The following is a 12515-nucleotide window of genomic DNA, read 5'->3' as shown; positions in this document are numbered from 1 at the left end:
ACGCATTTATGTGAGACAATCTCCATATCAGCGCCTGAAAATGGCGTAAACCAATCCATCTAATACGCATATAGGAGAGTATGGTGACCGGACAGGAAGGTGGAGAATTGCGGTTGTCGGCAGTCTGGCGGACTTTCTGCGACCAACTGGCACAAGCGGGCGACGTTCTGGACCGCCCCAGCGCGCCCGGCACCGCGATCGATCAGGCGGAGGGATTGCGTTATCTTTCCCGGCTCACGCGGTCGGCTCTCAATATGCTGGTCGATTCCAGCGATCCGGATTTTCCGCGCATTTTCCTGCTGACCGATGACGCGATCAAGATTGGGGCCGATAATCCGGACAATCTCTATCAGCAAATCGTCGTCCGGGGTGATCGCGACTATCGCATCACCGGCAAGCGGAACAGCGTGCCCTATTTTTCCATCGGGTCGAAGGCAAACCGTTACGCGATCGACGGCACGATGGCCTCCACGGGGGAGATCGAACTTGCCGACATGCAGGTCGGGCCGGATGGCAGCTTCGAGATTATCGTCAGCAAGACGCAAAAGCCCGGCAACTGGCTGCCGATGGCGGACGACACGACGCTGCTGATCATCCGTCAGACCTTCAATGACAAGCGTGCTGAAGTCGCGGCGGACGTGCGTATCGAACGGATCAGCGAGGGGCCTGCCGTCCCCGTCATTCTCGCGCCCGAAACGATCGAGGCGCAGTTGAACGGCGCTGCTGCATGGGTGCGCGGAACAGCGAACACCTTCGCGGACTGGTCGCAATGGTTCATGGAACAGCCCAACCGCATCTATGACGGCAAGGAACAGCCTTTTTACCAGCGCGCCGGGGGCGACCCGAAAATCTGGTACGGTCACATCTATTACGACCTTGCGCCTGATGAAGCGCTGGTCATCACAGCCAAGCCGCCCCGCTGCCGCTTCTGGAACTTCCAGATCGACAATTGGTGGATGGAATCCATGGACCATGTGAACCGCAAGGTGTGGGTCAATGGCGCGCAGGCCAAATATGAGGATGATGGCAGCGTCATCCTTGTCTGCGCCGACAAGGACCCGGGCTACGGCAACTGGATCGACCTGTCGGGTCACCGCAAGGGCACCGGCCTTTGGCGCTGGATAGAGGCTGACGAGCATCCGGTGCCGCAATGCAAGGTCGTAAAGCTCTGACCGCCTCGGCCGATCTCGCCGCGCGTATCGCCATCCTTGAAGACCGGGAGGCGATACGCGACCTGATCGCAAGCTATGGCCCGCTGGCAGACGCGGGTGATTGCGCGGGTGCCGCCGCTTTGTGGGCCGAGGATGGCGTCTACGAAGTCGGCGGGTTCGGCAGCTACACGGGCCGTGCCGCAATCCAGGCTTTGCTGGAGGGTGAAAGCCACCAGAGCTTGATCCATGGCGGCGCCGCCCATGTCCTCAGCCCGCCGGTCATCGATCTGGACGGCGACAGGGCAACCGCCCGGACCTATTCCGTCGTCTTCCGCAAGGCGGACGACATATGGGAAGCCCACCGCGCCTCCGCCAATAGCTGGCACCTCGTGAGGGTCGGCACGGAATGGAAGGTGGCGCGGCGCGTCAACCGTTTGCTTGAGGGATCGGCCGAAGCGCGTGCGTTGATTGGCGGACGATAGCGGCGGGTAAAGGCCTGCCGTGGATGTTGAGAGCATCGTGCGCAAAAGTGGGAACCGGTTTTGCGCTTAAAACGATGCGATAACAAAAAACTAGAGCGCGCGATCCGCGTCCGATTAAACGCAGCGCGCTCTATAGTTTGATCATGCTCAAGGGATCGTCACCCCGGACTTGATCCGGGGTCCCGCTTTATCTGACGCTGTCCAAGCAGCGGGACCCCGGGTCAAGCCCGGGGTGACGGAAAAGGGGCTTTAATACGATGCTTCCGGCTCGAGCATGATCCGATCAGATTGGATCGGATCATGCTCTATTTGTCTTTTGTTTTCCGCATTTTTCGAGCCAGCAGATGATGCCATCTGCTTCGAAAATGCTCTAGCCGAAGGGCGGCTCCAGCTTTTCTAGGGCCGCCCTTCGGCTTATGCGGTCAAGCGGTCTGACGGGCAGCCGCAAACTGCTTTTTCGCAAAGGCGCAGGCATCCGCCATCGCCTCCTGCGCGCCCGGCAGGAAACCGATCCATGACACGAACCCATGCACCATGCCGGGATAGCGCTTCACTTGAACTTCCACCCCGGCCTTTTCCAGCACCGGGGCATAGGCTTCCACTACGTCGCGGATAGGGTCGCATTCGGCGCTGGCGATAAAGGCGGGCGCCAGGCCCTGGTGGCTCGTCGCCTTCATCGGACTGGCGCGAAAATCGTCGTAATCGCTTTCGTCCTTGATGTGCAGTTCCCAGAAATAATGCGCATCTTCCAGGCGCAGCACCGGGCCGTTCGCAAATTCAAGCGCGGACCCCTCTTCCGGGATAGGATGAATGCCGGGGCCATACCAGTTGATCTGCGCCGCGATACGGGGCGCGCCCGCGTCTCGTGCGAGGAGGGCGCAGGCACTGGCCAGCACACCGCCCGCGCTATCGCCAGCAACGGCGATCAGGGCGGGATCGCCCCCCAGTTCGGCCGCATGCGCCGCCGCCCACTGCGTCGCGGCCCAGCAATCCTCGAAGGCCGCCGGGAACTTATGCTCGGGCGCGAGGCGATAGTCGACGGACACCACGATGGTCTCCGCACCCGCCGCCAGCCCGCGCGCGATCATGTCCTGCGTGTCGAGATCGCCCACCACGAACCCGCCGCCATGGAAATAGGCAGTGACTGGGAAAGGTCCCGCGCCCTCGGGCGTATAGATGCGCACCGGTATCTCACCGTTCGGCCCCGCAATGGTCCGATCGGCGATCGAGGCAAGGGATACAGCAGGGGGCGGAAGCTGGATCGAACTCGACCGCACCGCCTCCCGCAATGCAGAAACCGGAATGGTCCGGATCGGCGGCCATTCCGGCTGATTGGCGAACATGGCCTCAAGTTGTGGGTCGAGCGGCATCCCTATTCTCCTCGTTTCAATTGTGCATCTTCTTCTTTAATTCGAGAGCGCCGCCGGAGCGACGCGCCGGATATTCCTCACCCTCTAGGTTCTCTTGGCATAGCTAATCCGCGTTCCGCGATGATGTTGCGCTGGATCTGGTCGGTTCCGGCGTAGATGGTATCGGATCGAGACATGAGGTGCATGGTTGTGAGGGGACCCATGCGTTCGTCGTTGATGCCTATTTCGCCTTGTTGTCCCATGACCGCCATGGCGAGGTCGCCGAGCGCCACGTGCCAGCGGGACCAGTAGAGTTTGTAGGTATAGGCGGCGCCTGTGAGTTCGGGGTTAGCTTCGCTGCCTGAGAGCATGCGCAGGGCGTTGTAGCGCATGATCTTGAGCCCGGCATGGGCGGTGGCGATCTTCTGGCGGATGAGCGGGTCTTGTGCCTTGCCGTTGGCCTTGGCGATGGCGATGATGTCGTCGAGTTCGTTTTTGAACTGCATCTGCTGGGCGAGGGTGGATACCCCGCGTTCGAACCCGAGCAGGGCCATGGCGACCTTCCAGCCTTCGCCTTCTTCGCCAATGCGGTCGATGGCGAGGGCTTCCGCGCCATCGAAGAACACTTCTGCAAACTCGGCCTCGCCGGTCATCTGGCGGATCGGGCGGGGGGTGACCCCGGGCTGGTCCATCGGGACCATGAGGAACGAGAGGCCCTTGTTGCCCACGCTGCCGGGCTGCGTGCGGGCAACCACGAAGCACCAGTCGGCGATCGTGCCCATCGAGGTCCAGATCTTCTGCCCGTCGATGATATACTTGTCACCTTCGAGCCGGGCCTTGGTCTTGACGTTGGCAAGGTCCGATCCCGCGCCCGGTTCAGAATAGCCCTGGCACCAGATCGCCTTGCCGGTGGCGATGTCGGGGAGGAACCGCGCCTTCTGCTCCTCGGTGCCCATCGCGATCAGCGTTGGCCCGAGCAGCTCGACCCCGAGGTGCCCGGCGCGCGGCGGTCCCTTGGCTCTGGCATATTCCTCGGCGAAGATGATCTGCTGGGCGATCGAGGCACCCCGCCCGCCCCATTGCTCAGGCCAGCCAATGACGCTCCAGCGCGCTTCGCCGAGAGCCGCTTCCCAGGCGCGGCGTAGCTCGACATTGTCGACCTGGTTGGTCTGGCCACAAATGGCCTTGAAGGGACCGGCGAGCTGTTCATTGAGCCAGCTCGCGGCCTCCTCGCGGAAGGCTTTCAATTCAGGGGCGAAGGCGAGCTGCATGGATCAGGCGACCTCGAACAGACCGGCCGCGCCCATGCCGCCCGCGACGCACATGGAGACGACCACATATTTGACGCCGCGGCGCTTGCCTTCGATGAGGGCATGGCCCGCGAGGCGCGATCCGGTCATGGCGAAGGGGTGGCCGATGGCGATGCCGCCGCCATTGACGTTGAGCTTGTCCGGATCGATGCCCAAGGTGCGCTGGCAGTAGATCGCCTGGTTGGCGAACGCTTCGTTGAGTTCCCACAGGCCAATGTCGTCGATCGTGAGACCGGCGCGCTGGAGCAGCTTGGGGATGGCGAACACAGGACCAATGCCCATTTCATCCGCGCCGCAGCCTGCGACCTGAAAACCCCGATAGATGCCGAGGATGGGCAGGCCCTCCTTCTGCGCGGTGGCCAGGTCCATGACGACCTGGGCCGAGGCGCCGTCGGAGAGCTGGCTGGCATTGCCCGCCGTCACATGCTTGCCTTCCTTGATGACCTGTCCGTTCTTGAACACGGGCTTCAATTCGGAGAGCTTCTCATAGGTCGTGCCCGCGCGGATGCCTTCATCCTTTGTGAGGGTCAGCTCTTCCTTGCCGGTCTCATTGCCTTCCTTGTCGAACAGGGCCTTGGTGACCGTGATCGGCACGATCTCGTCATCGAACTTGCCTGCTGCCTGGGCGGCGGCGGCGCGCTGCTGCGACTGGGCGGCAAAGCGGTCCTGATCCTCGCGGGAGATGCCGTAACGCTCGGCGACGATCTCGGCGGTCTCGATCATCACCATATAGGCGTTGGGATCGCGCGCCTTGATGAACTCGGAGCGGTTGCGGAAGGCGGGATAATGCTTGTCGATGGTGAGCGAGACATTCTCGACGCCGCCCGAGACGGCGCAGTCAATCTCGTCGGCGATGATGCCGCGCGCGGCAAAGGCGAGCGCGTTCAAGCCCGACGAGCATTTGCGGTCCATCGAAAAGCCGCTGGTGGTGTCGGGGAGGACCGATCCGTGGACGGTGAGGCGTCCGACATTGTAGCTTTGCGTGTTCCACTGGTTGGCAACGCCCAGATACACGTCATCGACGCGGGCGGGATCGATGCCAGCGCGGGCGATGGCGGCGTCGACCACATGGGAGGACATGAACGGCGCTTCGGTGTCGTTGAACGCGCCGCGATAGGCTTTGCCAACGCCAGTGCGGGCGGTCGAGATGATGGCTGCTTCACGCATGGGTAAATGTCCTTGTCTATTTCTATGTTTCGCGCCCGCCGGGAGAAGGTGGGCGGCTTAGAAGCCGTGCATGTTGGTGGGCCCCCAGAAGGCGCGCATTTCAATCACTTCATTGGCGGCGTTGAAGCGGAAGGTGTCGATGACGTCGATGCGCTTGTGGCCGCCATCATAGTTGAGGTTCACCGAGAAGGGGAAGACGGCATAATCGCCTGCCACGCGCACCGGGCCTTCGAGCTTCAATTTCGCGCCGGTCTGCATCGATTGCGCGTAAAAGGCGCGAATGGCTTCGCGGCCCTTGTGGATGGGCGAGCCGATCGGGTCTTCAACGGTTGCATCCTGCGCATAGAGGGCGGCGACCTGGTCGGCGCTGCCCGCTTCGAACGCGGCGACATAGGCGTGGACGGCGGCTTCCATCTTGACAGGATCGGGCATGGTTTTGGCTCCAGCTGGGGTAGCGGCGAGAAGGCTCAATGTGAGGGCGAGGATGGCGCGGGCCAAGGCCGTTATTCCGGAAAATAGCGGTTGATGGTGTCGACCACGCAGGCGGGCTTGTCCTGACCTTCGATCTCGACGGTGACGCGGATCACGGCCTGGATGGCGCCGCCCTTGACCTCTTCGACCGAGACGATCTCGCCTGTGCCCCGGATGCGCGATCCGACGATGACGGGGCTGAGGAAGCGGGTCTTGTCCATGCCGACATTGACGCCAGCGGAAAACCGCCGGACCTCGACGATCTGGGGCATGAACAGGTTGACCAGACTGAGCGTCAGATAGCCATGCGCGATGGTCGCGCCGAACGGGCCGTCCTTGGCGCGGACCGGATCGACATGGATCCACTGATGATCGCCGGTGCAGTCGGCAAAGGCGTCGATGCGCGACTGGTCGATGGTGAGCCAGTCGGCGGTGTCGAGCTTGGTGCCTTCCTTGCCGAGCAGGTCGCGGGGATTCTCGAAGATGGTCGCCATCTTACGCCCGCTGGCTGGAGACCGCGACGATCTCGCCGGTCATGTAGGAGGAGAGATCAGAGGCGAGGAACATCATCACATTGGCGATTTCCCAGACCTCGGCGGGGCGCTTGAAGGCTTCCTTCTCGACCAGCTTGTCCAAAGCTTCCTGGGTGGTCACCTTGGCGAGGAAGGGGTGCATGGCAAGGGATGGCGAGACCGCATTGATGCGCACGCCATGTTCGGCCGCCTCGATCGCGGCGCAGCGGGTGAAGGCCATCACCCCTGCCTTTGCGGCGGCATAATGGGCCTGGCCCTTTTGCGCGCGCCAGCCCAGCACCGAGGCGTTGTTGACCATGACGCCCGACTTGTTGGCATACATTGACGGCAGGAAGGCGCGGGTCATGCGGAACAGCGAGGTCAAGGTGACGTCGAACACGCGCGCCCACTGCTCGTCGGTCATATCGACGATGTCGGCCTCGCCGCCCAGGCCCGCATTGTTGATGAGGACATCGACCTTGCCCAATGCGGAGAGCGACGCATCGCGCAAGCCCTGCACCGCTTCCTCGCTGGTGACGTCGCACACGAAGGTGGCGGGACGCTCGACCTTGGCTTCGTCAGCGATGCGGTCGGCCGCTTCATTGAGGCGGCGTTCGTGGAAGTCGCTGATGAGGAGCTTTGCCCCTTCTTCGGCGGCGCGCTTGGCGGCGGCAAAGCCGATGCCGGTGCCGGCCGCGGCGGTGACGACCACGGTCTTGCCCTTGAGCATGCCGAGCGGGGTCGGATAGGGGGGCACAGGAGAAGTCGGGGTCATGCGGCGTCCTTCATGATGATCTTTGCGAGGGCTTCGCGATGCTGGTCGGGGGTGCCGAGCCAGCTGGCGCAAGCTCTGGCGCGCTTGAAATAGAGATGGGCGTGATGTTCCCAGGTGAAGCCGATGCCGCCATGAAGCTGGATGGCGTCGCCCGTGACCGAGCAATAGGCGTCGGAGACATAGGCGCGCGCGGCATGGGCCGCCTCGGCCAGTTCCTCGCCATTTTCATCGATCGCGGCGGCGGCATAATAGGCGGCCGAGCGCGAGGCTTCGACCAGCAGCATCATGTCGGCGAGCATATGCTTGTACGCCTGGAAGGAGCCGATGAGGCGGCCGAACTGGACGCGCTGTTTGGCATAGTCGACCGTGGCGTCGAGGCTGTACTGCATGCCGCCGGTCTGTTCGGCGGTGAGCAGGCCAGCGCCGATGGTGAGGGTGCGTTCGATCGCGGCTTTCGCGCTGCCGGGGGCGCCGAGGATCATGTCTGGGGTGACCGCGCAATCGAAGGTCAGCGTCGCAAAGCGGCGGGTGCGGTCGAGCGCGGGCAGCGCCTCGATGACGAGGCCGGGGGTGTCGGCGTCGAGGACGATGAGGCTCTCGTCAGCGGTGGCCACCACGATCAGCTCTGCCACATGGCCGAAGGTCACGAACTGCGCGGTGCCCGTCAGCTTGCCGTTGGTGAGGGTCGGGCGGCTTGCGGTGCCAGCGAAACTCGCGCGCGTGCCCGACGCGAGGCGGGGGAGCAGCGCTGCCTTCTGTTCCTCGCTGCCTGCCGCCAGGATGGCTTGCACGGCGAGCACGGCGGTTTCGAAGAAGGGCACGGGCGCGAGGACCCGGCCGGTTTCTTCGAGGACCAGCGCCATTTCGACCGCGCCCAGGCCCAGGCCACCCAGGCTTTCCGGGATCATGAGCCCGGTAAAGCCCATCTCGCCAAGGCTCGACCACAGGCCCTCGTCAAAGCCGCTCGTCCCTTCGACGGCGGCGCGGATGACATCCGGGTTGGCGGCGTCGGTCAGGAAGTCACGCGCCGCTTCCTGGATCGCGCGCTGGTCGTCGCTGAGCGCGAAGTCCATCAGGCGGCTCCGTAAACGGGCTTTGCAGGCTCGCGGGTTTGGAGAAGCCCCCGCACGATCGCGTCCATCTCGCTGGCGTCAATCCGCGCACCCTTGTCGAAGGCGGGGCTGTCGGTCCAGCCTTGCGAGAGGAAGACCTGTCCGCCCTTCAATTCAAACACCTGGCCCGTCACGCCCTTCGACTGTTCCGACACCAGATAGGCGACCAGCGGCGCCATGTTTTCCGGCGCGAACAGGTCGAACTCGCCTTCTTTCGCCTCCATGTCGAACGCGCCGGTATTGGTCATGCGGGTGCGGGCGTTGGGGGCAAGGGCATTGGCGGTGATGCCAAGGCGGCCAAGCTCTGCGGCCTGGACGAGGGTGAGCGTCGCGATGCCGCCCTTGGCGGTCGAGTAGGCCGACTGGCCGACCGAGCCCTGCAGGCCTGCGCCCGAGGTGGTGTTGATGATGCGCGCATCGACCGGGTTGCCGGCCTTGCTTTGCGCGCGCCAATATTCAGCGGCGTGGCGCGAGGTGCAGAAATGGCCGCGCAGATGGACGCGGATCACCGCGTCCCATTCTTCCGGGCTACAGGTGAAGAACATGCGGTCGCGCACGAAGCCTGCATTGTTGACTACGGCATGAAGCGCCCCAAAGCTGTCGAGCGCCTGTTCGACCATGCGCTTGCCTGAGTCCCATTCAGCGACATCGTCGGTGTTGGCGACGGCCTCGCCGCCCATGGCGCGGATCTCATCGACCACCTGCTCGGCCGCGCCCTTGGTTTCGCCTGCTTCGCCATGGGTGCCAACGCCAAGGTCGTTGACCACGACCTTGCAGCCTTCTGCGGCAAGGCCCAGCGCATAGGCTTTGCCGAGGCCATTGCCCGCCCCGGTCACGATCGCAACACGTCCTTCGCAGATACCCACTTGCCTTACTCCTTCATTGCGCTGCGACGGGGATCAGCAGATGCTGGCTCAAGTCCCCAACGAGATCGAGCAGGGAATAATCCCGCCCGGAAAAATGCCATGCCCCGTCCGTGCGGACGAAGGCGTCATGATAGCGGCCCGCGCAGATCGCCTGGAGCGGCAGGTCCTGCGTTGCCTGAAACACGGTATAGTAAGAGCGGCAGGTGGCGGTGCCCGCGTCCTCGTCCACCTCGACGATGGGATTGGTGATGACATGTTTGGTGCGCGGCGTGCCATCGTCATGGATGCGTATATGGGCTTGCCACAGCGCCAGCATCGGCGCTGCGCCTTCGACCATTTCGCCGCCGCCGGTCTTGATCCGGGCGCGCGCGAACAGGGCGGCGACGGCTTCGAGATCGCCTGCGTCCATCAGTTCGGCATAGCGGTAGAGGAGGTTGGTGATGGCGACAGCGCTGTTCATGCTTGGCCTTCCCGCTGCGCCGCCTGTTTCTCACGATGCTGCGCGGTCTCGCCGGTGAGGCGCACGGCGACAGCGTCCGACGCCACGCGCTGCGCCTGCCGCTCCGGGCTGGCTGCGCGCAGCGGCTCGGCCTCGATGAGATCGGTGAGCGCGGCTTTGGCGAGCTTTTGATATTCGCCCTCGCCATTGTTGCGCCAGGTGACCTGGTGCGGCTCGAACGTCTTGACCACCTTGGCTGGGTTGCCGACGACCAGGCTGCGCGGCGGGGTGACCGTGTCGGACTTCACCAGCGCGAGCGCCGCGACGAGATTTTCCGCGCCGATCACCGCATTGTCGAGGATCACGGCGTTCATGCCGATGAGCGCATTTTCGCCGATCTCGCAGCCATGGATGATCGACCCATGGGCGATGGTCGCTCCCCGGCGGATGATCGTGTCGCGCAGCTGGTTGGCATGCACCGACACATTGTCCTGGATCGAGCTGTCGCCTTCCACCACGATCCGCCCGAAATCGCCCCTCAGGCTCGCGCCGGGCGCGATGAAGCAGCCCGGCCCGACGATCACGTCGCCAATCAGCGACGCCAGCGGATGGACGTAGCTCGATGGATCGACGACGGGGGTGATCCCCTGATAGGCGTAGGCGGGCATGGGAGCGCCTCGTCCCTCTTACAATCGCTCGATGATGGTGACGTTGGCTTGGCCGCCGCCTTCGCACATGGTCTGGAGGCCATAGCGCCCACCCGTGCGTTCAAGGGCGCCCAGCAACGTGGTCATGAGCCGCGCGCCGGTGGCGCCGATCGGATGGCCAAGCGCGATCGCGCCGCCCTGCACATTGACCTTTTCGTGCGGGATGGCGAGTTCCTTCATCCAGGCCATGGTGACGCTGGCGAACGCCTCATTGCATTCGAACAGATCGATGTTGCCGATCGCCATGCCCGCCTTCTTGAGCGCATATTGGGTGGCGGGGATCGGGCCGGTCAGCATCCACACCGGGTTGGCGGCGCGGACGGACAGGTGATGGATGCGCGCGCGGGGCGTGAGGCCATGGTCCTTGACCGCCTGCTCGCTGGCGATCAGCAGCGCGGCGGCGGCGTCGCAATTCTGGCTGGCGACCCCTGCGGTGATGATGCCGCCTTCATTGACGGGCTTCAAGGACGCCAGGCCCTCGAGCGAGGTGGTGGGGCGGATGGTTTCGTCGCGGGCCAGGCCTTCGAGCGGTGCGACTTCCTTGTCGAACCAGCCATTGTCCCAGGCGGCCTGCGCGCGCTGGTGGGAGGCGAGGGCGAATTCTTCCATGCCCAAGCGGCTGATGCCCCATTTGTCGGCGATCATCTCGGCCGACTTGATCTGGTTGACCTCTTCCATGCCATAGCGTTCGACCCAGCCCTTTGACCCGTGGAAGGGGCTGTCGAAGCCATATTGGGCGCCTGCGATCATCGCGGCCATGATCGGGATCTGGTTCATCGCCTGGCTGCCGCCTGCGACCACCAGATCCTGGGTGCCGCTCATCACGCCTTGCGCGGCGAAGTGGACGGCCTGCTGCGAAGAGCCGCACTGGCGGTCGACGGTGACGCCGGGGATTTCCTCCGGCAGGCCTGCGACCAGCCATGCGGTGCGGCCGATATCGCCTGCTTGGCCGCCGATCGTCTCGGTGCAGCCCCACACCACGTCATCGACGCCTGACGGGTCGATGCCGGTGCGCTTGACCAGTTCGCGGATCGGGTGCGCGCCAAGGTCGGCGGGATGGACGGCGGCGAGGCTGCCCTTCTTGCGGCCGATGGGGGTGCGGACGGCGTCGACGATATAGGCTTCAGGCATTTTCAAGCTTCCTGCTTTTGTCCAGCGTCTCTGGCAAAGGTCTGGTCCGGCCCCATGGGCTGGGTGAAGATGCGCGTGGCGATGCGCGCGCGGTGATGAGCGGGGGTGCCCCAGCTTTGCGTCAGGGCAAGGGCGCGCTTCAAGAAGAGGTGGACGTCCACCTCCCAGCTGTAACCCATCGCGCCATGCACCTGGATCGAGGCGCGGGCGGCCTTGTCGGCGGCCTCAAGGGCCACCAGCTTGGCATGGCTGACACGGGCGCGGGCCTGCACGTCGCGGGCGCCGATTTCCGCAGCGGCGGCGGCGACCACCGGCTTGGCGAATTCAATCGCGACCTGAGCGGAGGCCAGGTGATGCTTGACCGCCTGATAGCTGCCGATGGGCTTTCCGAACTGCTGCCGTTCCTTGGCATAGTCGACGGCGAGGTCGACCGACCGCTGGGCAAGGCCCAGCCCAAAGGCAGCGTTGAACAGCGCCGCGCGGTCGAGCGCCAAGTCCCAATCCGCCTTGCCCAAAGCCGTCGCCTTGTCCTTGCTCCACGCGACGGAGAAGATGCGGCGGAACGGATCGATGCTGGGCTGCGCCGTCAGCATCACCTGATCGGGCGTCACCAGATAGGCCTCACCGCCATCATGCAGGATAATAGCCGCCGCGCTGTCCGCATTGGCGACGAAGGGGTTGAGCGGATGCTGGATCGCAATCGTCGCGCTCGGATCGGCCAGCACGTCACTGTCGGGGGCCAGCGCCGCCAGCATCGGCGCGGCGACCCCTGCGCTTTCCACCAACGGCTCGGGCAGCGCGACATAACCCGCTTCCTGCGCAATCAGGGCAAAGTCAGTCTCGCCAAGCCCGATGCCACCCGCGCTTTCGGGCAGCAGCACCAGCGTCAGCCCGGTTTCCACGATGGAGGCCCAGCGCGCATCGTCGCGCGCCACGCCTGCTTCCATCATCTTGCGCCAATGATCGGGCGTGCAGCTGTCGGCGAACAGCGAGCGCGCGGTCTCGGCGAACATCAGCTGTTCTTCGCTTAAGGTGAAATCCAT

General features: G+C 64.2%; 14 protein-coding genes. 2 read left to right on the top strand and 12 right to left on the bottom strand.

Annotation, left to right across the window (positions count from 1 at the left end; translation table 11 throughout):
- The first annotated feature begins 83 nt into the window (after positions 1-83).
- Together ACZ51H_RS14135 and ACZ51H_RS14130 are read left to right on the top strand one after the other, a co-directional pair.
- Positions 84-1172 carry a DUF1214 domain-containing protein gene (locus tag ACZ51H_RS14135; protein ID WP_464803356.1) on the top strand — a complete coding sequence of 363 codons (1089 nt, stop codon included), beginning with the start codon at positions 84-86 and terminating at the stop codon, positions 1170-1172.
- Positions 1151-1633: a nuclear transport factor 2 family protein gene (locus ACZ51H_RS14130; RefSeq protein WP_464803355.1), complete on the top strand. Its 483-nt coding sequence runs from the start codon at positions 1151-1153 to the stop codon at positions 1631-1633. The genes ACZ51H_RS14135 and ACZ51H_RS14130 overlap by 22 nt, the downstream gene beginning before the upstream one ends.
- A gap of 422 nt (positions 1634-2055) precedes the next feature.
- On the opposite strand, the gene ACZ51H_RS14125 is transcribed toward ACZ51H_RS14130, so the two are convergent.
- From ACZ51H_RS14125 to ACZ51H_RS14070, 12 genes are all read right to left on the bottom strand, one after another.
- Entirely contained in the window at positions 2056-3003 is a 948-nt protein-coding gene (locus ACZ51H_RS14125) for an alpha/beta hydrolase (RefSeq protein ID WP_464803354.1), read from the bottom strand.
- A 77-nt stretch (positions 3004-3080) separates the two neighbouring features.
- Positions 3081-4253 (bottom strand): acyl-CoA dehydrogenase family protein, encoded by a 1173-nt coding sequence (locus tag ACZ51H_RS14120; protein WP_464803353.1) that lies wholly within the window; start codon positions 4251-4253, stop codon positions 3081-3083.
- 3 nt (positions 4254-4256) lie between these two features.
- Positions 4257-5459, bottom strand: coding sequence for an acetyl-CoA C-acyltransferase (locus tag ACZ51H_RS14115; protein WP_464802991.1), 1203 nt, complete (start codon positions 5457-5459; stop codon positions 4257-4259).
- A 57-nt stretch (positions 5460-5516) separates the two neighbouring features.
- Positions 5517-5891, bottom strand: a complete 375-nt coding sequence (locus ACZ51H_RS14110; RefSeq protein ID WP_464802992.1) for a steroid Delta-isomerase — start codon at positions 5889-5891, stop codon at positions 5517-5519.
- A gap of 71 nt (positions 5892-5962) precedes the next feature.
- Positions 5963-6424: a MaoC family dehydratase gene (locus ACZ51H_RS14105; protein WP_464802993.1), complete on the bottom strand. Its 462-nt coding sequence runs from the start codon at positions 6422-6424 to the stop codon at positions 5963-5965.
- A 1-nt stretch (position 6425) separates the two neighbouring features.
- Positions 6426-7217 carry an SDR family oxidoreductase gene (locus ACZ51H_RS14100; protein ID WP_464802994.1) on the bottom strand — a complete coding sequence of 264 codons (792 nt, stop codon included), beginning with the start codon at positions 7215-7217 and terminating at the stop codon, positions 6426-6428.
- A complete protein-coding gene (locus ACZ51H_RS14095; protein WP_464802995.1) occupies positions 7214-8290 on the bottom strand; it encodes an acyl-CoA dehydrogenase family protein in 1077 nt (358 codons plus the stop codon). The genes ACZ51H_RS14100 and ACZ51H_RS14095 overlap by 4 nt, the downstream gene beginning before the upstream one ends.
- Positions 8290-9195: an SDR family oxidoreductase gene (locus tag ACZ51H_RS14090; RefSeq protein ID WP_464802996.1), complete on the bottom strand. Its 906-nt coding sequence runs from the start codon at positions 9193-9195 to the stop codon at positions 8290-8292. The genes ACZ51H_RS14095 and ACZ51H_RS14090 overlap by 1 nt, the downstream gene beginning before the upstream one ends.
- 13 nt (positions 9196-9208) lie before the next feature.
- The gene (locus tag ACZ51H_RS14085; protein ID WP_464802997.1) at positions 9209-9655 is read right to left on the bottom strand and encodes a nuclear transport factor 2 family protein; all 447 of its coding nucleotides are present in this window, start codon (positions 9653-9655) and stop codon (positions 9209-9211) included.
- Positions 9652-10302, bottom strand: coding sequence for a gamma carbonic anhydrase family protein (locus ACZ51H_RS14080; protein WP_464802998.1), 651 nt, complete (start codon positions 10300-10302; stop codon positions 9652-9654). The genes ACZ51H_RS14085 and ACZ51H_RS14080 overlap by 4 nt, the downstream gene beginning before the upstream one ends.
- Positions 10303-10320: 18 nt before the next feature.
- Positions 10321-11472: an acetyl-CoA C-acetyltransferase gene (locus ACZ51H_RS14075; protein ID WP_464802999.1), complete on the bottom strand. Its 1152-nt coding sequence runs from the start codon at positions 11470-11472 to the stop codon at positions 10321-10323.
- Between the two features lie 2 nt (positions 11473-11474).
- Positions 11475-12515: an acyl-CoA dehydrogenase family protein gene (locus ACZ51H_RS14070; RefSeq protein WP_449468744.1), complete on the bottom strand. Its 1041-nt coding sequence runs from the start codon at positions 12513-12515 to the stop codon at positions 11475-11477.

It is taken from the genome of Sphingobium sp. TomMM15, from assembly GCF_055397045.1.
The sequence above is the reverse complement of the archived record's forward strand: the minus strand, read 5'-3'. Positions and strand labels throughout refer to the sequence as shown.